Annotated in this window: 24 protein-coding genes; 16 read left to right on the top strand and 8 right to left on the bottom strand. The window is 40.5% G+C overall.

The window, feature by feature from the left end:
* Genes N2257_01325 through N2257_01305 form a run of 5 tightly spaced genes read left to right on the top strand, consistent with a single transcriptional unit; the run spans position 1 to position 4,043 of the window.
* Entirely contained in the window at positions 1-903 is a 903-nt protein-coding gene (locus N2257_01325) for a hypothetical protein (GenBank protein MCX7793039.1), read from the top strand.
* Positions 900-2,003 (top strand): hypothetical protein, encoded by a 1,104-nt coding sequence (locus tag N2257_01320; GenBank protein MCX7793038.1) that lies wholly within the window; start codon positions 900-902, stop codon positions 2,001-2,003. Before N2257_01325 ends, N2257_01320 begins: the two co-directional genes overlap by 4 nt.
* A gap of 52 nt (positions 2,004-2,055) precedes the next feature.
* Positions 2,056-2,823 carry an ABC transporter ATP-binding protein gene (locus tag N2257_01315; GenBank protein MCX7793037.1) on the top strand — a complete coding sequence of 256 codons (768 nt, stop codon included), beginning with the start codon at positions 2,056-2,058 and terminating at the stop codon, positions 2,821-2,823.
* Complete coding sequence (locus N2257_01310; protein ID MCX7793036.1) at positions 2,816-3,511, top strand: ABC transporter ATP-binding protein; 696 nt, start codon at positions 2,816-2,818, stop codon at positions 3,509-3,511. Before N2257_01315 ends, N2257_01310 begins: the two co-directional genes overlap by 8 nt.
* Positions 3,501-4,043: a type I restriction enzyme HsdR N-terminal domain-containing protein gene (locus N2257_01305; GenBank protein MCX7793035.1), complete on the top strand. Its 543-nt coding sequence runs from the start codon at positions 3,501-3,503 to the stop codon at positions 4,041-4,043. The genes N2257_01310 and N2257_01305 overlap by 11 nt, the downstream gene beginning before the upstream one ends.
* Positions 4,044-4,050: 7 nt before the next feature.
* Here the strand turns inward: N2257_01305 and N2257_01300 are convergent, their stop codons facing one another.
* Together N2257_01300 and N2257_01295 are read right to left on the bottom strand one after the other, a co-directional pair.
* A complete protein-coding gene (locus N2257_01300; protein ID MCX7793034.1) occupies positions 4,051-5,673 on the bottom strand; it encodes a peptide-binding protein in 1,623 nt (540 codons plus the stop codon).
* The gene (locus N2257_01295; protein MCX7793033.1) at positions 5,660-6,256 is read right to left on the bottom strand and encodes a hypothetical protein; all 597 of its coding nucleotides are present in this window, start codon (positions 6,254-6,256) and stop codon (positions 5,660-5,662) included. Before N2257_01295 ends, N2257_01300 begins: the two co-directional genes overlap by 14 nt.
* Positions 6,257-6,451: 195 nt before the next feature.
* Between N2257_01295 and mshL the strand changes: the two genes are divergently transcribed.
* From mshL to N2257_01275, 4 genes are read left to right on the top strand one after another with little or no spacing between them, the layout of a single operon-like run.
* Positions 6,452-7,966, top strand: a complete 1,515-nt coding sequence (gene mshL, locus N2257_01290; protein MCX7793032.1) for a pilus (MSHA type) biogenesis protein MshL — start codon at positions 6,452-6,454, stop codon at positions 7,964-7,966.
* Positions 7,947-9,617, top strand: coding sequence for a GspE/PulE family protein (locus tag N2257_01285; protein MCX7793031.1), 1,671 nt, complete (start codon positions 7,947-7,949; stop codon positions 9,615-9,617). The genes mshL and N2257_01285 overlap by 20 nt, the downstream gene beginning before the upstream one ends.
* Before the next feature lies 1 nt (position 9,618).
* Entirely contained in the window at positions 9,619-10,833 is a 1,215-nt protein-coding gene (locus tag N2257_01280; protein ID MCX7793030.1) for a type II secretion system F family protein, read from the top strand.
* Position 10,834: 1 nt separating this feature from the next.
* The gene (locus N2257_01275) at positions 10,835-11,722 is read left to right on the top strand and encodes an AAA family ATPase (GenBank protein MCX7793029.1); all 888 of its coding nucleotides are present in this window, start codon (positions 10,835-10,837) and stop codon (positions 11,720-11,722) included.
* Here N2257_01275 and N2257_01270 read toward each other — a convergent pair.
* Complete coding sequence (locus N2257_01270) at positions 11,672-12,697, bottom strand: tetratricopeptide repeat protein (GenBank protein MCX7793028.1); 1,026 nt, start codon at positions 12,695-12,697, stop codon at positions 11,672-11,674. The genes N2257_01275 and N2257_01270 overlap by 51 nt on opposite strands.
* Positions 12,697-13,116, bottom strand: coding sequence for a lytic transglycosylase domain-containing protein (locus tag N2257_01265; GenBank protein ID MCX7793027.1), 420 nt, complete (start codon positions 13,114-13,116; stop codon positions 12,697-12,699). Before N2257_01265 ends, N2257_01270 begins: the two co-directional genes overlap by 1 nt.
* A gap of 194 nt (positions 13,117-13,310) precedes the next feature.
* Between N2257_01265 and mqnE the strand changes: the two genes are divergently transcribed.
* Both mqnE and N2257_01255 read left to right on the top strand, forming a co-directional pair.
* The gene (gene mqnE, locus N2257_01260) at positions 13,311-14,390 is read left to right on the top strand and encodes an aminofutalosine synthase MqnE (protein ID MCX7793026.1); all 1,080 of its coding nucleotides are present in this window, start codon (positions 13,311-13,313) and stop codon (positions 14,388-14,390) included.
* Between the two features lie 38 nt (positions 14,391-14,428).
* Positions 14,429-15,313: a hypothetical protein gene (locus N2257_01255; protein ID MCX7793025.1), complete on the top strand. Its 885-nt coding sequence runs from the start codon at positions 14,429-14,431 to the stop codon at positions 15,311-15,313.
* Here the strand turns inward: N2257_01255 and N2257_01250 are convergent.
* The 3 genes from N2257_01250 to N2257_01240 form a co-directional block, all read right to left on the bottom strand.
* A complete protein-coding gene (locus N2257_01250) occupies positions 15,242-16,012 on the bottom strand; it encodes a lipoate--protein ligase family protein (GenBank protein MCX7793024.1) in 771 nt (256 codons plus the stop codon). The genes N2257_01255 and N2257_01250 overlap by 72 nt on opposite strands.
* Before the next feature lie 108 nt (positions 16,013-16,120).
* Positions 16,121-16,315: a CooT family nickel-binding protein gene (locus N2257_01245; GenBank protein MCX7793023.1), complete on the bottom strand. Its 195-nt coding sequence runs from the start codon at positions 16,313-16,315 to the stop codon at positions 16,121-16,123.
* Position 16,316: 1 nt separating this feature from the next.
* Positions 16,317-16,739, bottom strand: a complete 423-nt coding sequence (locus N2257_01240) for a DUF3842 family protein (GenBank protein ID MCX7793022.1) — start codon at positions 16,737-16,739, stop codon at positions 16,317-16,319.
* Between the two features lie 101 nt (positions 16,740-16,840).
* Here N2257_01240 and N2257_01235 point away from each other — a divergent pair, with 101 nt between their 5' ends.
* From N2257_01235 to cobA, 5 genes are read left to right on the top strand one after another with little or no spacing between them, the layout of a single operon-like run.
* Positions 16,841-17,479: a hypothetical protein gene (locus tag N2257_01235; GenBank protein MCX7793021.1), complete on the top strand. Its 639-nt coding sequence runs from the start codon at positions 16,841-16,843 to the stop codon at positions 17,477-17,479.
* A gap of 17 nt (positions 17,480-17,496) precedes the next feature.
* Positions 17,497-18,327, top strand: a complete 831-nt coding sequence (gene ccsB, locus N2257_01230; GenBank protein MCX7793020.1) for a c-type cytochrome biogenesis protein CcsB — start codon at positions 17,497-17,499, stop codon at positions 18,325-18,327.
* A gap of 10 nt (positions 18,328-18,337) precedes the next feature.
* On the top strand, positions 18,338-19,612 hold the full coding sequence (gene hemA, locus N2257_01225) for a glutamyl-tRNA reductase (GenBank protein MCX7793019.1): 1,275 nt from the start codon (positions 18,338-18,340) through the stop codon (positions 19,610-19,612).
* A gap of 1 nt (position 19,613) precedes the next feature.
* The gene (hemC, locus tag N2257_01220) at positions 19,614-20,600 is read left to right on the top strand and encodes a hydroxymethylbilane synthase (GenBank protein MCX7793018.1); all 987 of its coding nucleotides are present in this window, start codon (positions 19,614-19,616) and stop codon (positions 20,598-20,600) included.
* 2 nt (positions 20,601-20,602) lie between these two features.
* A complete protein-coding gene (gene cobA, locus N2257_01215) occupies positions 20,603-22,120 on the top strand; it encodes a uroporphyrinogen-III C-methyltransferase (protein ID MCX7793017.1) in 1,518 nt (505 codons plus the stop codon).
* Between the two features lie 10 nt (positions 22,121-22,130).
* On the opposite strand, the gene N2257_01210 is transcribed toward cobA, so the two are convergent.
* Positions 22,131-23,498 (bottom strand): sigma-54 dependent transcriptional regulator, encoded by a 1,368-nt coding sequence (locus tag N2257_01210; protein ID MCX7793016.1) that lies wholly within the window; start codon positions 23,496-23,498, stop codon positions 22,131-22,133.
* Positions 23,499-23,528 lie beyond the last annotated feature (30 nt).

The following is a 23,528-nucleotide window of genomic DNA, read 5'->3' as shown; positions in this document are numbered from 1 at the left end:
ATGTTTCTCCAGCAGCTCATACACGGATTAACCCTCGGCTATGTCTATGCCCTCATAGCCTTAGGATACACCATGGTCTACGGAATACTTCAGCTTATAAATTTTGCCCATGGTGAGATATACATGCTCGGTGCCTATATGACAGTAATCACCTTTGCCATATTTACAGGTGCAAAATTCACAGAGGCCTCCATACTGCTGAGCTTGCTCCTCAGCCTCGTGGTTTCTGTACTTTTTGTCTCAGCCTATGGAGCTACTGTTGAAAGGATTGCCTACAGGCCATTAAGAGGCGCTCCAAGGCTCAGTCCTCTTATAAGTGCCATAGGTGTATCAATATTTCTTCAGAATTTTGTAATGATTACCCAGGGAGCTACCTATAAGGTATTTCCTTCACTCTTTTCTGATAAAGGAATTACGATAGGAGAAGCAAGGATTACAGCTGTCCAGCTTACCATAATAATTGGCTCAACACTAATCATGCTGCTGCTCAATCTCTTTATCTTAAAGACCAAGACTGGTAAGGCAATGAGGGCTGTAGCACAGGACAGACTCATGGCATCCTTTGTGGGAATCAATCCTGACAGAATAATAGCCATGACCTTTATAATAGGCTCTGCCCTTGCTGCCATTGCAGGATTTATGGTCACCCTTTATTACAGCCTGATTAATTATTACATGGGCTACATAGCGGGTATTAAGGCGTTCACTGCTGCTGTGCTCGGAGGGATAGGAAGCATTCCTGGTGCAATGCTCGGTGGAATTCTTCTTGGTCTCATAGAGGGTCTTGCCGCAGGTTATATATCAAGTGAATACAAGGATGCCTATGCCTTTATTGTACTGATAATCATCCTTCTTATAAGACCATCAGGCCTGTTTAGAAGAACCGTGGAGGAGAAGGTATGAGGTCCTTGAAGTGGTTTATGCCACCTCTATGGTTTGGCCTTTTATCCCTGCCTTTTACAGGCATGAAGACTGCTACAGCAATATCAGGTGTTATTCTTGGCATAGAAATTCTCTGGAGTTTTTTTAAAAAATTTTCTTATTTTCAAGAAAAAAAGAAGGATTTCCTTTTTATAAAAAAATTTTCAGGGATTTTCAATATCTATTTCATCCTGATTATCAGCCTTCTTATTCCGCTTTTTGCCAGTACTTATGTAATAGATGTGGCAGTCCTTGCAGGAATATATATAATCCTTGCCCTCGGGCTGAACATTATGGTTGGATACACAGGACTTCTTAATCTCGGTTTTGCAGCCTTCTATGCTATTGGCGCCTACAGCTATGCCCTGCTAAATACAGGGCTTAATATTGGATTCTGGCTCTGCCTTCCAATATCAGTAACATTGAGCGCTATAGCAGGGTTTCTTCTTGGAATACCTGCTCTGAGATTAAGGGGTGATTATCTTGCCATTGTTACACTGGGATTTGGAGAGATAACAAGGATAGTCCTTAATAACTGGGTTAGCCTCACAAATGGTCCAAATGGAATACCAGGAATTAAACGTCCATCCGTACTGGGATTTGAATTAAACGGTGTTACAGAATTTTACTATCTTGTTATCTTCTTTGTATTTTTAACAGTTTTTTTAATTAAGAAGGTCATTAATTCAAAGGCTGGGAGGGCATGGATGAGTATCAGGGATGATGAGATAGCTGCCTCTGCAATGGGAATAAATACCTTTCTTTACAAACTCTATGCCTTTGTCTTTGGTGCTTTCTGGGCAGGACTGGCAGGACAGCTATTTGCAGCAAAGATGAGATTTGTCTCTCCGGAGAGTTTTACTTTTTTAGAATCAGTTCTCATAGTGGCGATGGTAATACTCGGTGGCCAGGCTACAATAGCCGGACCGGTAATTGGCGCAGTTATACTTGTAGCACTTCCTGAGGTACTTAGGGAATTTGAACAGTTCAGGATGATATTTCTTGGAGCAGGGCTTATATTTATGATGATATTCAGACCACAGGGGATAGTGGGCTCAAGGAGCCTTTTGAAAAAGGCTTAACATAACCTTTTGTAAATAAGTTTGATTTAGAGAGGATGTTGTAGAAAGGAATATGCATATTATAGAATTTAAAAACCTTACAAAGTATTTTGGGGGACTTGCTGCTCTGGAGGAGGTTTCTTTCAGAATCAGGGAGAATGCTATTTTTTCAATAATTGGACCGAATGGAGCCGGAAAGACCACCCTTTTTAATTGCCTAACAGGTCTTACAAAACCCTCAAAGGGAGAGATACTCTTCAGGGGGAAAAATATAGTGGGTCTGCCACCCCATAAGATAGCAGAGGCAGGTATCAGCAGGACATTCCAGAATATCAGGTTATTTAAGGAGATGACAGTCCTTCAGAATGTTCTTGTAGCTCAGCATAACTCTTACAGCCAAAATATATTTTCTATTTTTATAAAAAGAAAAAATTTCTTAAAACAGGAAGAGGCGATTTTACAGAAGGCTTATGAATATCTTGAATTCGTAAACCTTCATGAAGAACTCGAAAAACTCGCAGGAGAATTGCCTTATGGAAGTCAGAGAAGGCTTGAGATAGCAAGGGCACTGGCTACAGAGGCTGAGGTAATACTTCTTGATGAGCCTACTGCTGGAATGAATCCCCAGGAAAGCTCGGAGATGATGGACATTATAAAAAGATTAAAAGAGATTGGGAAAACAGTAGTACTGATTGAACACGATATGAGAGTTGTGATGGGAGTATCTGAGTGGATAGTGGTTCTAGATCATGGCGTGAAAATAGCAGAAGGAACACCAGATATGGTAAAGAACGATCCTCTTGTGATTGAAGCCTATCTGGGAAAGGAGATCCATGCTTGAGGTCACTGACCTTCATGTAAGCTACGGACCGATAAAAGCTGTGAGAGGTATTAACCTCTCTGTGAAAGAGGGCGAGATCGTCTCAATTATTGGTGCAAATGGAGCAGGAAAAACCTCTACCCTTATGAGCATAGCAGGAGGAGTAAGACCTGCCTCGGGAAGAATACTTTTCAAAGGACAGGATATTACAGGTCTTCCGGCCCATGAGGTTATGAAAAAAGGGCTGGTTCTTGTACCGGAAGGAAGGAGGATATTTTCCAATCTGACAGTAGCAGAGAATCTTGAGCTCGGAGCCTTTACAAAAAAAATTTCTGCTTCATTAATTGAGGAGCTTTTTGAATTCTTTCCGGTATTAAAGGAAAGGAGAAACCAGGTAGCTGGAACACTCAGTGGAGGAGAACAGCAGATGCTTGCAATCGCAAGGGCTCTAATGTCAGAGCCAGAGCTTATAATGTTTGATGAGCCTTCCTTAGGTCTTTCACCAATAATGGTCACGAGGATATTTTCTATAATTAAAAAAATAAATTCCCGGGGTGTAACAGTACTTCTAGTGGAGCAGAATGCAAAGGCTGCTCTTAAGTTATCATCAAGGGCTTATGTGTTAGAAAACGGAACTTTGCGAATGGAAGGGACCGGTTCTGAACTTCTCAAGAACGAAGAATTAAGGAGGGCCTATCTTGGAGAATAAAGTCTCAAGAGAAGAGTTAATAAAAGAGAGAATAACAGCAGAAGAAAGTTTGGAACTGATTCAGTTAAGTGGTATAAGGATGAAGACATGGGAATTTCTCATAAAGGAGAGGGGATTCTCAAGAGAGGACATAATTGTTGACCCCGAGTTTGAACTACCACTCAGTGATTGCAGTATAAAGATATCCATTGACTTCATTATAAAGGCTGGTGGAAGGGAGGCGGTCCTGATTAGATGTGCTCCAACATCAATAGAATCATGGGAGAGATATGTCCTTGCCTTTGCAAGAGTTATAAAAGAACACCAGATACCTTTTGCAGCAGTCACTGATGGTGAGAGATTAAGACTTCTCGACGTACCTTCAGGGAGGCTCAGGGGAGAAAGATTAGAGGATCTGCCTTCAAAGGAAGAACTACTGAAATACATGAAGGATTTAGTACCAATACCCTTTCCTGAGGAGAAACTTGAGAGAGAAAAAAGGATTGTATATGCTTTTGAGGGCGTGAAGTGTGAAATAAAAAAGAATGATTGAAAAATATCTATTCCACATACCAGTGAATGAAATTATGCCATATACCGATTGGTGATGGTTCTATTCCTTTAAATCTTTTATGGATAACAGGAAGGGCATCAGGTACATATAAAAAGACAGTGGGTTGATCCTCATGTAATATTTCGTGTATCCTCCAGTAAATCTTCTTTCTTTCTTCTATATTCAGAGTTGTCCTTCCTTTGAGAAGCAGGCTGTCAACCTCTGGATTTCTGTAAGATATAAAATTAAACTCACCCTCTCTTGTCTTTGATGAATGCCATATATCATAAATGTCAGGATCTCTTGAAAGAGCCCATCCCATTATCACTGCCTCGAAGGCCCTTTTATCAATAAACTGATGCAGGAGGGTCTGCCACTCAAGGACCCTGATATCCATCTCAATACCTATTTTTTTAAGATCCTCCTTGATTATCTGGGCAGCCATGAGTCGCTGTGTATTTCCCTGATTTACAAGTACAGTGAATTTAAAGGGTACACCATTTTTTCTCAATATCCCATCATCTCCTCTCTTCCATCCAGCTTCCATAAGGAGTTCCAGTGCCTTTGCTGGATCATATGGATAACCTTTAATTTTTTTATTATATGCCCATGAATCAGGCGGAAAAGGACCTGTACAGGGTCTGCCATATCCAAGAAGCACCCCTCTTATTATCTTGTCCTTATCAATAGCATAGGCAATAGCCTGCCTTACCCTCTTTTCCTTGAACCTTTCATCAAGTAGATTGAATCCAAGATAGGTATAACCAAAAGCAGGATATCTGAATTTCTGGAATCGCTTTTTGAAATATTCTGTATCAGCCTTCAGTTTGTACTGGGCCGGTGTCAGTCCCATGTAATCGATACCACCAAACTTCAATTCCAGAAACATGGTAGACATATCAGGGATTATCCTTGCTATATATTTCTTAATATTTGGTCTTCCCTCAAAATAATCATCAAATCTCTCAAGTTCAATCCTCTGACCTGTAATCCATCTTTTAAATCTATAAGGACCTGTTCCAACTGGCGCCCTGTTAAGTTCACTCTTTGCAAGATCTTTTCCTTCAAGAAGATGGGCTGGCAGTATCCCCATTGACCATGATTCAAGTGCTGGTGCAAAGGGTTCTTTATATATAACCCTCACAGTGTATTTATCAATAGCCTCAACCCTATCAACAGGACCGTATATTCCTCCATAGGGAGTAGGATTTTTGGGATCTGTAACAGCCCTGTAGGTAAAGAGCACATCTCTTGAGGTAAATTCTCTTCCATCATGCCATTTCACATTTCTTCTAAGGTGAAAGATAATTTCTCTACCATTATTTTTAATTTGCCAGGATTCTGCGAGGTCACCTACTAGTTTAATATTCTTGTTATATTTTGTGAGACCATTGAATATAAGACTGCTTATTTCAGCAGAGGCACTATCAGAGGCAAAAAGGGGCAGGAGCATCCTTGCATCTGCAAGGGTTCCAACCCTTATGGACTCTCGTTCCCTTATCTCATGCTCAATCCTGCAACCAGTTAGAGCAGAGCAGAAGAATAGTAAAAGAAGATAATAGAAGGTTTTCCTTTTTAAAGATTGCTCTGCTCTAACGGCCTGCCAGGCTCCTTTATCAGAACATAACACCGAGCTCAAGACCGAATCTTGTATTTGAGAGGTCTATCTCCTCTCCATATTCCGTAAAAGAATCAACCCACTGGTATTTAATCTCAAAGCCGGTAAAGATTCCAAAACTGGCTCTCTGCGGTGTGAAGAAATACTTTCCTGATACAAAGGCCTGCCAGCCAAAGAGATTCTTATTCTCATCAGCTACTTTAACATTATTTATATAAAGTTCATAGTTCAGGACATTATAGCTAACACCTCCACCGAGATCCAATTCAAAACCTGTCTCCCCCCTGGATTTTGCCCGGAGCTTGAGATTCACCTCAATTGGTGTGAAATCAATAGATTCCTCGTAACGATTGCCAAGGATATAATAAGTTTCATCCTCTATATTCGCTGTTCCGATCTCAAAACCTATTGCTGCATTTGGTGCAGTATTGATGTAGCCAAAAACAGAGGCATAGGCCTTGCTGTCAGAGATGTCTTCAAAATTTATACTCTGGAGCTTGATGCCAAGCTCTCCGGCGTCCTGAGCATTAACCTTTGTAATAGATAAACCCAGGACAACGAATCCAGAAAGTAATAATATTAATAATCTCTTCATAAATACCTCCTATTATTAATCAATAATCCGCCCTCTAAAGACAGCCTGTAAAATTTTAGCCTAAGGATAAAGAATAAATCAAATAAAATGTTAATTTTCCTTGACAAAGACTACAGGTTATTATATTTTATTTATAGCTCCGGGAAGCGAGTTAGCTTCTGCCCGGAGAGTGTTTTAAAGAGAGGAGGTTATTTATTGAAAAAACTATTAATATTCATTCTTGTCTGTTGTTTTCTATCCTGTGCCCATAAAGAAATTAAAAGCTCATTGGAGACCATTGAACCACCTGCGGTTGAGCATGAATCAAGGCCTGTTAAGGAACTTCCTCCTGAACCACTTCCAGTAAATGAAGAACTTTCACCCCTTAAAGAAATAAAGATAGACTTAAAATTAAGGAACTCACCACTCAGAGATGTTCTTCATATTATTGCAGATGCAGGAGGACTAAATCTTGTAATTGAAAATGGAGTGAATTCGGAAACTCCGCTAACAATAACTCTGAAAGGTGTCACACTCTATGAGGCCCTTGAGGCCGTTTTTGACGGTCTCGATTATTTCTGGGAAATAAAAAACAATATTCTCAGGATTATTCCCCAGAGGACAAAGGTCTTTGAGCTTCCCCTGCCGCCTTTATCACAGAGCATTGATGTGAACCTTGGAGGAGATATTCTTGGAGGAATTCAGACAGCAGAAGGTCTTACTACTGGAAATATACGTGGTGAAATATCTCAGAAAATAGCATCTGACAGAGGTGCCTATGATTTCTGGAAGAGCATTGAAGAATCCATTAAAAAGATACTTGATATGTCTGTAGCACCACTTAAGCCGTCATTCACACTCAATAAGGTCACGGGCACTGTCTTTGTAACAGCAGGAAAGAGGGATCTTGGCCAGGTGGAAAGATTCTTGAATAGATTAAAGGAGTCACTTTCAAGACAGGTAATGATCGAGGCAAGAATAGCAGAGGTGCAGCTTAACGATACCCTTAGATATGGTATTGACTGGACCTTTCTTGACAACTGGCGCGGTGTTGGTGATATCTCTGTGGGCACCACAGGATTTAAAGATGTAGTTGATATACCCAGATTCAGTATAGGCATTACAGGAGCTAATTTTAACTCCATACTCAGAGCACTTGAGACTCAGGGAAGGGTAAACGTCCTTTCAAATCCAAAAATAAATATAATGAATGGACAGACTGCTCTTTTGAGTGTGGGAAGAAATTTTTCTTTCATATCAAGGGTGGAGACAACAACCACTACAACAGGTACTGCTCCAACCATAACCTTTACAGTGACGACATCAAGCCTGCTTTCTGGAATAATGCTCGGTGTTATCCCCTTTGTTGATGACAGAGGTGAGATTTCCATGACCATAACCCCCATAATCTCAGACCTTGTATCTATGGAGGAAAGAACTATAGGCCAGCCAGGTCAGAATATTGTACAGATATCCCTTCCAACGGTTGATCTTAGAGAGATGAGCACTATAATAAAGGTAAAAAATGGTGAAACCATCATTATAGGTGGCCTTATACAGGATAAGGATTCTGTGAGGGAAAACAGGGTTCCTCTTCTCGGCAGCCTTCCCCTCATAGGAACACTATTTAAGAGCCATGAAAAGATTAAAGACAGGAAAGAGCTTGTAATAATGCTGAGACCTGTTGCAGCGACCGAGACCTACCCCAGAGATGAAAAAACTCCTCGGTGAGCTTTTAAAAGAAAAAGGTCTTCTCAATGAAGCAAGGCTTCAGGTTGCACTTAGACACCAGCAGGTGACCGGCCAGCTTCTTGGCGATATACTTGTAAGACTGGGTTTTGTTTCAGCCATGGATATAGCCCAGACACTTGCTGAGCAAGCAGGCCTTGAATTCATTGACGTAATTAATTATCCCATCTCAGCCGAGGTTCTCCAGAAGATTCCACAATCAATGGCTCAGAGATTCAGTTTTATTCCTATTGAATTCAGAAACGGAAGGCTACTTATCGGAATAACTAATCCTGGTAATGTTGCTGCAATAGATGCTGTAACAAGGCTTACTGGTTCACCACCTCATGTGGCTGTTGTTGACTCTGAATCTTTCAATGATGTTCTTGAAAGAGCCTATTATTTTATGGAGAATCCTATAAAAGAGAAACTAGAGAAGATAATATCAGAACTAAAAAATCAGGAAACAGCATCTCCCCAGCAGGTTTCAAGCCTCGTTGAACTTATTTTAACAGAAGGCATGAGAAGAAAGGCCACAGATATACACATATCAAGTTCCTATGATTCTGTGGACGTCTTCTACAGAATAGATGGGATTCTCCAGCACGGTTTCTGCATACCTAAGATAGCCCAGATCCCCATGATATCAAGAATAAAGGTTCTTTCAAGACTTGACATCACAGAACAGAGACTGCCACAGGACGGAGCCTTCGTGTTTTCATTCCTTGACAAAAACTATGAGATGAGGGTTTCTATTGTGCCAACCATTTACGGAGAGAATGTTGTAATAAGGGTTCTAGGTTTCAGTGGAGCGCTTTTGAGGCTTGGAAATCTTGGATTTCAGACCGAAGACATAAAGAAACTTAAAATCCTTTTCTCCAAACCCCATGGTATGATCATAGTTGCAGGTCCAACAGGAAGTGGTAAGACCACCACCATATATGCTGCTATGAGAGAGATCAATCTTCTTGAGAGGAACGTCCTCAGCATTGAAGACCCAGTTGAATATAGAATGAGTTTTGTACGACAGGTTCAGGTGAATGAAAAAATAGGACTTGACTTCATCATGGCGGGAAGGAATTTCATGAGGCAGGACCCTGATGTAATATTTCTCGGTGAAATAAGGGATGAAGAAACCGCAAAGATAGCCATAAGGGCCTCAATTACAGGACATCTTGTCCTGAGTACACTCCACACAAATGATGCTGTAACAGCTGTGCCCAGGCTCATTGATCTTGGCATTGATAGATTTCTGCTAAGCTCCTCGATACTCGGTGTGATAGCCCAGAGGCTTGTTAGACTCCTCTGCCCTAAGTGTAAGGTTGAAAAGCCTCTAACTCCAGATATGCTCTCAGTACTTATCGGCCAGACCACCGACCCTTTATTAAAAGAAGAGATTAAAGAAACAAGAAAGCTCTTCGCTCCCGCTGGCTGCGAATTCTGTCATCACACTGGTTACACTGGCAGAACAGCTATTGGAGAGGTTATTATTTTTGATGATGAACTGAGAGAGATGATTGCCAGCGGAATGCCTGTTACTTCTATGAAAGATGCGGCCCGTAAAAAAGGTACTACTTTTATGAGGGATGATGGTATAAGAAAGGTTCTGAGGGGTCTTACTTCATTAGAAGAACTTACAAGGGTTGCTGGATGAGATGGCTGAATTTCAGTATATAGCAATAGACAGGGATGGAAGGAAAATAAGATCGTCAATTGAGCATGTGGATGAAAGGTCAGCCCTCGACAGCCTTCAGGCAGCAGGACTGTATGTCCTAAGGATAAAAAGGATTTCTGCCAGGGAAAATGTCCTTAAGGGATTCCTTCTTAGAAAAATTAAGAGAAGCACTCTGATTGAATTTTCAAACAATCTTTCCATAATGCTGCGGGCTGGCATACCCATAACAGAAGCATTAAGGGAACTTACAGAATCAGAAAAGGATCCTTTTTTCAGAGAGAAACTGAGGGCTATAACTTCCAATATAGAGCTTGGTTCAACCTTCTCTGACGCCCTTGAACAGCACAGGGCCATTTTCCCGTCCGTTTTCCTGAATCTTATTAAGGTGGGAGAAGAGACCGGAAGGCTGGATCTGAGTCTGAGAGAAATATCAGAACATCTTAAAAGGATAGAAGACCTCAATCAGGCTATAAAGAGAGCAATGATATATCCTTTTTTTGCACTGATGGCAACACTTGGTGCTATGTTCTTCTGGCTTGTCTATGTCCTTCCAAAGATAATGCAGGTCTTTAAAGACCTGAGGATTGACCTTCCAGTTACAACAAGGATTCTCATGAAGGTAAGTGAATTCTCTAGGGAGTTCTGGTTTATCCTGCCCCTGGGATTTCTCGGAATCTATTTTCTATTAAGGCTTCTCAGTTTTAGAGAAGATACAAAGTACATGATAGATAGAATGGTTCTTCGGTTGCCCATCATAAAATTGATTGTTCATAATAAACTGCTGGCACTCTTTTCGGAACAGTTCAGGATACTCACTGTAGCCGGCATCACCATTGACAGGACCTTTGATATGCTACTTCAGGTAATGGACAGTGTACCCTTCAGAAGGGCAATAACGAGGATAAAGGAACAGGTTATTGCGGGTGGGAGTATCGCTGATGGAATTGCAAGGGAAGATATCTTCCCACCTCTTATTGGAAGGATGCTGAGGGTTGGTGAAACAACAGGAAATATGGATGAACAATTAAAATTCCTTTCCGATTTTTATCTCCAGAAACTTGATGATATTTCTCAGAGACTGGGCAAGCTAATAGAACCGGTGGTTATCGGAATTATAGGTATAATGTTCGCCTTCATAGTCGTAGGTCTTATAGGACCAATATACGAGATAATCTCTACCCTGGGGAAGATGTAAAATGGCCTATCTTGATTTTTTTGGATTGAAGGAAGATCCCTTCAAACTTACTCCAGACCCGGAGTTCTTCTATCCTTCTGAAATCCACAGAACAGGTCTTGGTAGTATGGAATACATTGCAAAGCAGAAAGAAGGCTTCTGTGTGATTACCGGTGAGCCCGGAACCGGCAAGACCACACTTATAAGAAAATTTATTGAAGACTGGCGAGATAAGGCAGAGATTGCCCTTATATTGACTCCCCAGTTAAACAGCCATGAACTCTTCATCGCAATACTTGAAGACCTGGGTGTTAAATGCCCAGGAGAGACCAAACATGATGCAATAAAAAAACTGAGAGATTATCTCCTTGAGAAGACCGCTGCTCAAAGACCGGTGCTCATATTTATCGATGAAGCACAGGACCTTCCTGATGACAGTCTTGAAGAGCTGAGACTGCTTTCCAATATAGAGACGAACACTGAAAAGCTGCTGCAGATAATACTTATAGGCCAGCCTGAATTGGAGGAAAAACTCAGAAGTCATAAACTAAGACAGCTCAATCAGAGAGTATCTGTAAAACTTGAGCTCAAGCCTCTGAGCCTTGAAGATACCAGACAGTATATAAACTGGAGGCTCACAAAGGCAGGTAAAGGAAGTATAGAATTTAGAGATTCAGCCATTAGAAGCATTCATAGGTATTCAAAGGGAACTCCTAGACTTATAAATCTTATTGCATCACGCTCAATAATGAGTGCCTGGCTTAAGGGTGATAGGGTGATACGGAGCACCCATGTTGAAACAGCTGTTGAAAGCCTTAATATTGAAGGGATCAAAAAACTTAGGCTCGGAATTCTTCTTTCAATCCTTATCCTTCTCATCCTTGCCCTTATCTACCAGAGATTTCTTTAGCTCTAATCTTTTAAGGCCTTCATTACCTCTGATATCGCCCGCCGAGGAAAGTCTTTTATAAAACTCCTCTGCTTCCCCAAGCCTTTCTTCCTTTTCAAGAATAAGGGCAAGATTATAAAGGGCTGTTTTATTGTACGGCTCAATAGAGATGATCTCGACAAGCACTTTTTCAGCCTCTTTATATTCTCCTTTCATGATCAGGGCCACCGAGTGGTTTATCATTCCTGGAACATAACCGGGTCTGAGCTCTCTTATCCTTTGAGCATAATGAATTGCACTGTCAGGTAGTCTGAGCTTTATATAAAGATAGGCTATCTGATTCAGTATCCTGTGATCGGAGGGATCTGTTTTTAGAATCTGCTCGTAATATTCTATGGCCTTTTCATATTCACCTCTTTGTTCAAGGGAGTTCGCCCTGTAAAGAAGCTCTCTCCTGTCAGATGCCTCGGGCTCCTGAGCTGAGGCTATCAGTCCTTTTGAAGTTATGGAATGGAGCTCACTCTTTTTTTCGTTTGATTTAAATTTAGATTTTTCTTTTGCTAATGATTCTCCTTTACCTTTTTCCGTGTCTACAGGCTTACTCATAACATGAGGGTTAAGCTCTGATAGAGCATTGTGTGAATTCTGACTACCTTGGTTTATTACATACTGTTGTGGGCTGTCGGTAGCGATTGATCCGGCAAGTGACTCAGGGCTATCTGGACCTTGTTTTTTTATTTCAAGCCTTTGATTTTTAACCTCTAACAAAGTCCTTTCTGGTTCTGTCTTCTCGGGGAACAAAGATAATCCTGGCTGATTAACAATAAAAAGAAGGACAACAAGGACAACTCCCGGAAATAAGCTAAAAAAGATGATCAGGGAAATAGTCTTTTTCCTCTTATTTTTCCTTGCCAAAAGGCCTTCAAGCTGTGGAGGGATATCAGAACTTTCAGGTCTTTTTTCTGCCTTTCTTAGGAGCTCTTCAAGCAGACTCATTAATTACTATCTCCCTTTGATGTATTGAGGTCTTTTTTGAGCTTAAGGAGTGTTCTGTAAATCTTCCAAGAATAAGAGATTCTCTTTGGCCTGCTATTTGCATTATAACAACCAATGGCTTCCCAGTTATAACCATACCTGTCAATACAGTATTTTAAGATTGCTGCTCCTACCATTACATTGTAACAGGGATCATGAATTAGTGCATTTTTATCAAGTTCCATCACATCTATCCAGGAAGAGTTTATCTGCATGAGTCCAAAATCAATAGAGCCATTACTGTTGTAAGCTATTTTAGATGGATCTTCTCCTGTTTCTGATAAGGCTATTGCTCTAAGAAGTTCTGGAGCTATATTATAGTGAGCTCCAGCCTCTTTATAACAGAATGATAAGCCTGTAGAAGTATATAATAATGCCAAAGTTAAACAAAAAGCTGAGAGAATTAACCATCTGTATATGCTCATCATACTTTAAATTCTACATAAAAAAAAAGGTAAAGTCAAAACTGGTCTTAACTGAATTTTTTTGATAGAAATGTGCAGACCTCTGCTACATATACTTGAAATAAAGTATAATGAGAGGAGCTGACACTTCACCTATGGTATAATTCAGTATGTTTTCGTTTGCAGAAATGAAAAAAGATAAAGCAGAAGAAGAGATTCTGAAAAAAAGGCTTTCAAAAGATGAGGCCCTCAGCCTTTATACTGAAGTTGATATTTTTGTGCTTGGTGAACTTGCCTGCAGGATGGCTTTATTGAAAAACAGAAATCATGCCTTTTTTATAAGAAATATACACATAAATCCAACAAACCTCTGCATAAATAGATGCAGATTCTGTGCCTTCAGCCGTTCAAGAGGTGAGCCAGGTGCCTTTGAGTTCACTGTTGAAGATATAATTGAAAAGATCAGTTTCTATCTTTCCAAGGATCCGGGTCTCAGAGAGGTCCATATAGTCGGAGGGCTCCATCCTGAATGGAAATTTGAGCGTTATATAAATATAATCTCTTCGATAAAAAATACCTTCCCTTTTCTCCAAATAAAGGCTTACACAGCAACAGAAATAGACCATTTTTCAAAGATTTCCGGACTTTCTATAGAAAAGGTTCTCGAGGTTCTGAGATTGAACGGCCTTGACATCATGCCAGGAGGAGGAGCAGAAATATTTGATGAAGGTGTGAGGAATCTTCTCTGCCCTGAGAAGATATCAGCTCAGAGATGGCTGGAGATAATGGAGATTGCCCACAGAATGGGAATCAGGTCAAATGCAACCATGCTTTACGGACACGGGGAAACTCCTGAACACAGGATAGACCATCTCCTTAGGCTCAGAGACCTTCAGGACAGAACAGGTGGATTTCAGGCCTTTATCCCTCTACCTTATATTCAGCATGAAAGGCCTCTTTCAGCCATCGATCACTTAAAAATCATTGCTATAAGCAGGCTTGTTCTTGACAATTTTGACCATATTAAGGCCTACTGGGTCATGCTTGGTGAGAGACTTGCCCAGATATCCCTTCTCTGGGGAGCTGATGACTTTGAGGGAACTGTTATGGAAGAGAAGATTTCCCATGAGGCAGGTGCTATTACACCTCAGTCACTTACAGTTGAGGAGATAGTAGAGCTAATAAAAAAGGCAGGAAGGATTCCTGCTGAAAGGGACAGTTTTTATAATATAATAAAATGTTATTCCTGAAAAAATTACTTTTTAAAAGGAGGTAATAGACTCTAAAAGTGAATTACAGGGAAGCAATTAAAAGGGGCATAACAACAGTTAACACAAATTATAAGCTCCTTTTCATTCAGACCGGAATTCTGGTAATCGCCTTTCTTCTTTTTCTCCTTGTTGTTGGAACACCGGTAATAATAGTCTTTGCAAAATCCGGTCTTGATCTTCCGGAAGAAGGGTTTAAAGATATTTTAAAAAATATACTTAAGGTTGGGTTGCGGGACTATCTTACCCTTATCATAACCATAATGCTCAGTCTTTTAATATACCTTGTTATTGCTTCTGTTATATTTATATATACATTAGCTGGCACCTCGGGTGTTCTTATGTCATATATTGCAAAAAAAGAAGTTTACTCCTGGGTTCTTTTTCATAGTTACGGAAAGAGATTTTTTAAAAAATTTCTCCTGTTATCAATAACCGGTCTAATTACACTAATGGTGCTGTCTTTTGTTGCCGGTATCATAAGCGGACTCACAAAGTCAGCAGCACCGGTTAGTGAAGATTTTATTAAAGAATTTTTCACCAATTTTTTCTATCTTCTTTCGATACTTCTTTCTCTGGGAATGGTGATCCTTTTTATGGCTATCTTCACATATGCTGCTGGTATTCTTTTGTTGAATGAATCAATTACTTCTTCAGTAAAAGGAGTATTTGAAGCTTTAAAAGGTGCTCTTAAGTTTATAATAAGAAAACCTGAAAGCCTTGTCTTCTACAGTATACTGAGCATTGCAGCAATAATTCTTACTATGATTTTCGGGATTATAGGTACATCATTTAAAGGGCCTGGCGGATTTGTTCTTTACCAGCTTCTGCTGTCAATAGTTCAGATTTATATTAATCTCTCTGTTATATCCTGTGCCTTTGTTTACCTCAAGGAATCTTTTTAATTCTTCTGCTCTTTTTAATTCGGTTGTTGATGGAGTCTGTATCTTAAACCTTATGTTAAACCTACTTTCAAAGGCCCTTATTATCTCTTCTTTAAGCGCAGCTTCATCCGGAGTTTCTTTACCCTCTTTCTCCAGGAGCTCAAAGAGTCCTGAGAGTCTGTCAAGAAAGGAGAGCTGATAAGTGTTGTTAAATATTTTTTTTAATAAATGCCTCTCTATGTAATAGGGCATGCTTCCCTGCTGTAGAAAACCCTTTCTGAATCTCCTCTGGGCACTTCCCATTATCTTATGATTTTCAAGCATAACCTCTCCAAAGTTTGTAGAAAGAAAACAGAGTGGATTGTGTCCGTATCTCACCCTTTTTCTATCCTCGATCCTTGCAGGCAGACCGAGCCTGATTAAGGCATCGGTAAAACAGAGAGAAATAAGTCTATAGGTTTCGTAAAGATTTGCTTTAAAAAGACTGTGGTAAGGAGAGACAAAACTGTAGGTTAACTCTCTTCCATGGAGGATTGCCCTTCCACCTGTTGGTCTTCTAACAATCGGAATATGGAGGGATTGACAATTTTCAACAGATAAATCCTTAATTATCTGGAAGTATCCAAGACTTACAGATGGTCTTATCCAGGAATAAAACCTCAAAGTTGGAGGAAATTCTCCTCTTAATACAGATTCTGTTATGGCGATGTCTAGGGCCATGTTGAAATCTGGTTCCTGTGGCCCTGAATCAATAAGTCGCCAGAAAGTACCAGAGTAAAAGGTGTCCGGTTTCTGATCTTCCCTTGCTGACATCTGATTTTTTAATTACTATCTAGGTATCCTTTCAAGAACAATCTTGTGTTTTACAAGGGATATCTCCCTGATCCTTCCCTCGAAGGTCTTCTGTTCACCAAAGAGATTTCTGAGAAAAAGTCTCTCGCCCTCGGGTATAAGTATATCAACTCCTTCAAGAAAGAGGACCTCTTTTCCATCTTCATAAACATAGGCATTTGCCTCGCACATCTTATACCTCCTTCTTAATATGCTCTTTGAGTATCCCTATGAGCTCTTCCACAAGATGGGGAAGAGGCTCTCGTTTTATACCCACAATATTCACCTGTTCCTGGTTCAGAGGGAGAAGAAATTTAGGACAGGATGAAGAGCCTATTGCTTCTGCCATGGCAGGGGTTAATTCTCCAAGCATACCATTTGCAATAATTATGCTCATGGTTCCAATTATAATATCAACCTTTTTTGAATTATAAATAATGGCATTTTCTCCTGTGGCACCCTTATTTGCCTTTGCCTTCATCATCTGAGTTGTAGCAGTAGAATTTGTGCCAAGGGCGATTATCTCTACAGCCTCGCCAAATTCCTCCCTTAATCTCTTTACAATGAGATGACCTATCCCTCCACCCTGACCATCTATAACAGCTATCCTGATCATTTTTGATATTATATAACAGTTGATGAATACTCGCCACCTGTAGAAGGCGGGGAAAGGCATTTTTAATTTTCTACTATTTAAAAAATGGCGCATAACAGTTTATGAAGCCCCTTATAATCCTCATAGGAGGTTCTTACAGCGGAGCAGGAAAAACAACCTTCGGAAGTCAGCTCCTTAAGTATCTTGGAGGAAACTGGGGTGTTATAAAATACACGAAGACGGGTTTTTACTCTTCTATTATAGACACAGAAGAGTTAATATCCCAAAAAAACAAAGATACAGGTAAGTATATTGAGGCTGGTGCTGAGGAGGTTCTCTGGCTGCAGGGTCCCAGGGAGTCTTTATCTGAAATGCTTGATATCGCAATCACAAGGCTCTCTACATACAGGGGCATCATTATTGAGGGAAACAGTCCGATTGAGTTTTTAGACCCGGATATAGTAGTATTTTTAGATGGAGAAGAAAGGCCACCTAAACCCTCGTCAGAAAAGGTTAAAAAAAGGGCAGATATAATTATAAAGATAAAAGATATGAAAGATGGGCTTGAAAAAACAAAAGACCTGATTCAGCAAAAAGAGATTCTGGCTCAGGAGCTTATAAAGAGAGCTGTAAATAAAAGAATAACCTGTAAAGCTGCAAGGGAGCTCGCTGAAAGTCTCGGGTTTTCCTACAGAGAGGTTGGTAGAGCCGCTGATAGTATGGGAATCAAAATTACAAACTGTGAGCTGGGATGTTTTTAGAATGATAGAGGTGAAGATTGCGAACACTTTTATTTGAGATTGCCCTTACATTCTATTTTGCCGGTGCCATAGTAAGTATTGTTGAGCTCTGGATGGGTTCAAGGGCAACATCAAGGCCTGTGACCTATATAGCAATTGGTGGATTCCTTTTCCACACCCTTTCAATAATTATGAGGTATCTTGAAGGAGGTTATCTGCCAATTACAAATCTCCACGAGGCATCCTCCTTTTATGCCTGGGCAATACTTCTTCTCTTTTTCTTTCTCGAATCACGATACAGGCTCGGGCTTCTTGGATGTTTTATAATGCCCCTTGTCTTTGTTCTAATGCTTTCCTCATCACTCCTGCCAAGAGAACTGAGGCCACTCAATCCCTTACTTGAAAGTTTCTGGCTGCCTGTTCATACCCTTTTTGCCTTCCTCGGGAATGCTGCTTTTGCTCTGTCTTTTGTAATAGGTATCATGTACCTCATACAGGAATATTATCTGAAATCAAAGCATCCTTCCGGTCTCTTTGCAAAACTTCCCAGCCTTCAGAGTCTTGATGAGATAAATTACAAATTAATCACCTTCGGTTTTCCTCTCCTTACCCTTGCCATAATTACAGGTGCAATCTGGTCTGAGACGGCATTTGGTACATACTGGAGATGGGATCCAAAGGAGACGTGGTCTCTTATTACATGGTTTATATATGCCCTTCTTCTTCATGCAAGACTTATTGCAGGATGGCGTGGAAGAAGGGCGGCCTTTCTTTCCATACTTGGCTTTATATTTGTGATGTTTACATTCTTTGGAGTCAGTTTGTTGTTAAAAACATATCACAGTTTCAGAGGAACAGAGCCTCTTTGAAATATAAATTATGATTACGGTAATAGGCACAAATCATAAAACTGCTGAAATAGAGATAAGGGAAAAACTTGCCTTTAATGGTCAGAAACTTGAAGAAGGGCTAAGGGAACTCTCCAGCCATCCCCTGATAAAGGAGGTATTCATAATATCCACCTGTAACAGGGTAGAACTATACTTTTATTCAAAAGAGGGTTCAGGTCAAAATTCCGCAGCTCAGGAAGTGATTAATTTTCTCTCTAAATTTCACTCAGTAGATATTGAGCAGTTGAGGAAGAGCCTTTACATAATTAATGGCATGGATGCTGTAAGACACCTAATGAGGGTTGCATCAAGTCTTGATTCCATGGTTGTCGGAGAACCCCAGATACTTGGACAGGTAAAGGATGCCTTTGAATTTGCCCTCCAGCGAAAAACTACAGGCCTCATTCTCAATACCCTTGTTAAAAAGGCCATCTCAGCAGCAAAGCGTGTAAGGACTGAGACAAGGATTGCTGAAAATGCTGTCTCAGTGAGCTATGCTGCTGTTGAGCTTGCAAAAAAGATCTTTGAGGACCTTTCGACAAAAACCTTTATGCTCCTCGGAGCAGGAGAGATGGCAGAACTTGCAGCAAGACACCTCATATCAAATGGAGTGAAGTCTGTGACTGTAGCAAACAGGACATATGAAAGAGGCTGTGAGCTAGCAAAGGAATTCAATGGGAGGGCTATAAAATTTGAAGACTTTTTAAAGGAGCTGGTACATACAGATATAGTCATATGCTCTACAGGAGCCTCACATTATGTGATAACAAAGGAACAGATGCAGAGGGTGGCAAAGGAAAGAAGGCATAAACCTGTCTTTCTTATAGACATCTCTGTGCCAAGAAATATTGATCCCGCAATCAATGAGATTGACAATGTCTATCTTTATGATATTGATGACCTTCAGGGAGTTGTTGATTCAAATATGCATCTGAGGCAGAAGGAGGCCCAGAAGGCAGAGGACATAATCAATGAAGAGGTGGAAAAATTCCAGAAATGGTATAATTCCCTTGATTCGGTGCCAACAATAGTGGCACTCAGAAGAAAGGCTGAAGAGATAAGGGATTCAGAGCTCAAAGAATTCTTCAATAAATTTCCGTCAATGGAGGAAAAACAGAGACAGGCAGTCATTCAGCTTGCGAACACGATTGTCAATAAGCTGATTCATCCTCCTACAGCCGCTCTAAAAAGTGATTCTGATGACAGGGAGATTCTTATTGCAACACTCAAAAAACTCTATTCCCTAAATGGAGAAGAGGATTAAGATGAAAAAGAGGAAGATAGTTATTGGCACAAGAGGATCAAAACTTGCCCTTTGGCAGTCTGAATGGGTGAGGCATGAATTATTAAAGTTAAACCCAGACCTTCAGATAGAACTTAAAAAGATAAAAACAACAGGGGATAAGATACTTGATGTACCTCTTGCAAAGGTTGGTGGAAAGGGTCTCTTCGTAAAAGAGATTGAAGATGCACTTCTCAGCAGAGAGATTGATCTTGCTGTACACAGCATGAAGGATGTACCAACACTCTTGCCCGGGGGACTTCACCTTGCTGCCATATGCAAGAGGGAGGATCCCAGGGATGCCTTTATCAGTCCCCTTCGGGATTCAAAATTTAGATATAAAAGTTTTAAGGAACTTCCCCATGGTGCAAGGGTTGGCACCAGCAGTCTGAGAAGGGCATGCCAGATTCTAAGTATAAGGCCGGATCTTAAAATAATCCAGTTAAGAGGGAATGTGGACACACGCTTCAGAAAACTTGATGAAGGTCAGTTTGATGCAATGATACTTGCTGCTGCTGGCATTAAAAGACTCGGCTGGGAGCACAGGATAACGGAGATACTTCCAGTTGAAATAAGCCTTCCAGCAATAGGTCAGGGAGCGATTGGAATAGAATGTCGTATAGATGATGAATTTATAAATTCTCTTGTTAGACCATTAAATGATTACAAGACCTCAATAGCAGTAATTGCTGAGAGGGCCTTTCTCAAAAGGCTTGAGGGAGGCTGTCAGGTCCCTATTGCTGCTCATGCAAGATTTTTTAACGGAAAGCTTGTCATGGATGGACTTGTTAGTTCTATTCCTGGAGATAAAATAATAAGAGGGCATGCTGAAGAGGCAGGCTTTCCCGAGGAAACTTCAGGCCTGGAGAAAAAATTAATAGATAAAGCAGAGAGATTAGGTATAACACTCGCTGAGGATCTTCTGAAAAGAGGCGCAAGGGAGATACTTGATGAAGTTTACATGCAGTAAATATGAAAGGTAAGGTCTACATTGTTGGAGCAGGTCCAGGCGACATCGGGCTCTTCACAATAAAGGGACTGAAGTGTCTGCAGATGGCTGATGTTGTTATTTATGATTTTCATATAAATGCCCAGATACTTAATTATCTAAAAGAAGAAGCTGAATTTGTCTATGCTGGTAAACGCGGGGGCCATCATGAACTTAGTCAGGAAGATATAAACAGGCTTCTTGTAGAAAAAGCAAAAGAAGGTAAGATTGTTGTAAGATTAAAAGGTGGAGATCCCTTTGTCTTTGGAAGAGGCGGAGAGGAAGCAGAGGTTCTTGCACGGGAAGGCATACCCTTTGAGATTATCCCAGGTATAACCTCAGCAATAGCAGTTCCTGCCTATGCAGGTATCCCTCTTACCCACAGACAGTATTCATCTCTTTTTACAGTAATAACAGGAAATGAAGATATCACAAAGCCTGAAAGTAAGATAAACTGGAAGGCTCTAGCAGAGCTCGGCGGCACACTGGTTTTTTTGATGGCAGTAAAAAATCTTGAATTTATCACTCGTGAACTAATAAAGAATGGTAAGGATCCTGATACACCAGCTGCACTTATAAGATGGGGTACAAGGGCGGACCAGGTAACATATACTGGAACACTAAAGACAATTCCTGAAATGGTTAAACTGAATGATATAAAACCACCCGCTATATTTGTAACAGGAGATGTGGTGAGACTTAGAGAAACCCTTTCATGGTATGAAAAAAAACCTCTTTTCGGTCACAGGATACTCCTTACAGGCAGGGATTCATCTCAATATGAGAAGCTGGAATTTCTCGGTGCAGAGATAATTGAATTTCCAGCCATAGATATCCTGCCTCCTGAGGACTGGACAGAACTTGATAGATCAATAAAAGGGCTTGAGAGCTATCAATGGCTTATCTTTACCTCAAAGACAGCTGTAAAATATTTTATGGAAAGGCTTTTTCAAAATAACAGAGATATCAGGGATTTGAAGGGCATAAAGATATGCGCTGTTGGGACAAAGACAGAAGAGGAGCTTAAAAGATATGGTCTCAGGGTGGACATTCTGCCTGATGAATTCAGGGCTGAGGGTCTGATGGAAGTCCTGAATGACATTTATAAAGGAAACCTCAGTGGATTAAGGTTCCTCTTTCCAAGAGCAGAGAATGCAAGAGAGGTAATACCGGAAAAGATAAAGGCCTTGGGAGGTTTTGTTGATGCTCCTGTTACTTACAGGTCTCAAAAGCCAGAGAGTCACGCAAAGAGGATAAAGAGGTTTTTTAAAGAAGGAAGGATAACAGTTGCTGTCTTTACAAGTGGTGCTGCCTTTAAGAATTTTGTGGAAATTGTAGGTGAAGAGGCAATGGAATTTTTAGAAAATGTAAAAATTGCTGTGATAGGTCCTGTAACTAGAAAGGCGGTTGAATCCACAGGTCTAAGGGTTTCTATCATGCCTGAAAGGGCAACGAATGAAGACCTTGTGGAAGCGATTATTGAATATCTTAGCAGTGATTAAGATTCTTGAACTAATCTTTCTGTTCCTCAATCTCTTTCAGCCCCAGCAACTTCATCTTTCTGTAAAGGGCTGTTCTTTCTAGGTTTATTGCTTCTGCAGTTTTTGATATGTTCCAGTTATTTTCCTCAAGTTTTCTCAGTATGAAGTCCCTTTCAAAAGCATCTCTAGCCTCTTTTAGGGTCCTGAACCTGAGATAGCTCTGAATATTGGGCGTCTGTATTGTTCCCATGGAGGCCCTTATGTCTTCTTCAGTTATAATTTCTCCTGACGACAGAATAAAAAGTCTTTCGATTAGATTTTTTAACTCCCTGACATTGCCAGGCCAGTTATAATCCAGAAGGGCTTTTATTGCAGCACTGGAGATGCTCTTCTTTGGCTTGCCAAACTGCTGTGCTATTAACTCGAGAAAATAATCTGCCAGTAGAGGAATATCTTCCTTTCTTTCTCTTAAAGATGGCACCCTTACAGGAATAACATTTAATCTGAAAAAAAGGTCTTCCCTGAAATTTCCTTTCTTTACCTCATCAGAAAGGTCTTTGTTTGTAGCAGCTATGATCCGTACATCAACCTTTATATTTTTTGACCCTCCAACCCTCTGGAATTCCTTTGTCTCTATTACTCGCAAGACCTTTGCCTGTGCCTCCTTTGACATGTCTCCTATCTCATCCAGAAAGAGTGTACCTCCATCAGCCAGCTCAAATTTCCCCTTTTTTCTTTCTGTTGCACCTGTGAAGGAACCTTTTTCATGACCGAAAAGTTCACTCTCAATTAGTTCCCTTGGGATGGCAGCACAGTTTACCTCGATAAAAGGCCCTTTCTGTCTCTGACTTTTCCTGTGAATCTCCCTTGCTACAAGTTCTTTTCCGGAACCGCTTTCTCCTGTTATGAGCACCACGCTACCTGATGGAGCTATAAGTTCAATCTGTTGTTTTAAATGTTTTATAACAGGAGATTCTCCGATAATTCTGTATTTTTCTTCTTCTTCCTTAATTGCCCTAAGTGTACCCTCAAGAGCAGCCTTCTCAAGGGCTCGCTTGACTGTAATTATTACCCTTTCCAGTGCCAGAGGCTTTTCAAGAAAATCATAGGCACCAAGTTTTGCTGCTTTGACGGCAAGCTCTATGGTTCCGTGACCTGATATCATTATTACAGGCACAGATGGTCTTCTGTCCCTCATTCTCTTTAATGCCTCTATACCATCCATGCCCGGTAACCATATATCAAGAAGGACGAGGTCTGGAGTTTGCTCATCAAATATCCTGAGACCCTCTTCAGCATTCATAGATGTGATAACATCATAACCCTCATCCTCAAGTATGCCCCTGAGGCTATCCCTTATACCTTCTTCATCATCTATAACAAGTATTAAATTAGTCAAATTGCCTCCTGCCTGTTTTTAACATATAGT

The sequence above is a fragment of the Thermodesulfovibrionales bacterium genome (assembly GCA_026417875.1).
In the GTDB taxonomy this organism is placed as follows: domain Bacteria; phylum Nitrospirota; class Thermodesulfovibrionia; order Thermodesulfovibrionales; family CALJEL01; genus CALJEL01.
Note: the sequence above shows the minus strand (reverse complement) of the source record. Positions and strands in the feature narration are given on the sequence as shown.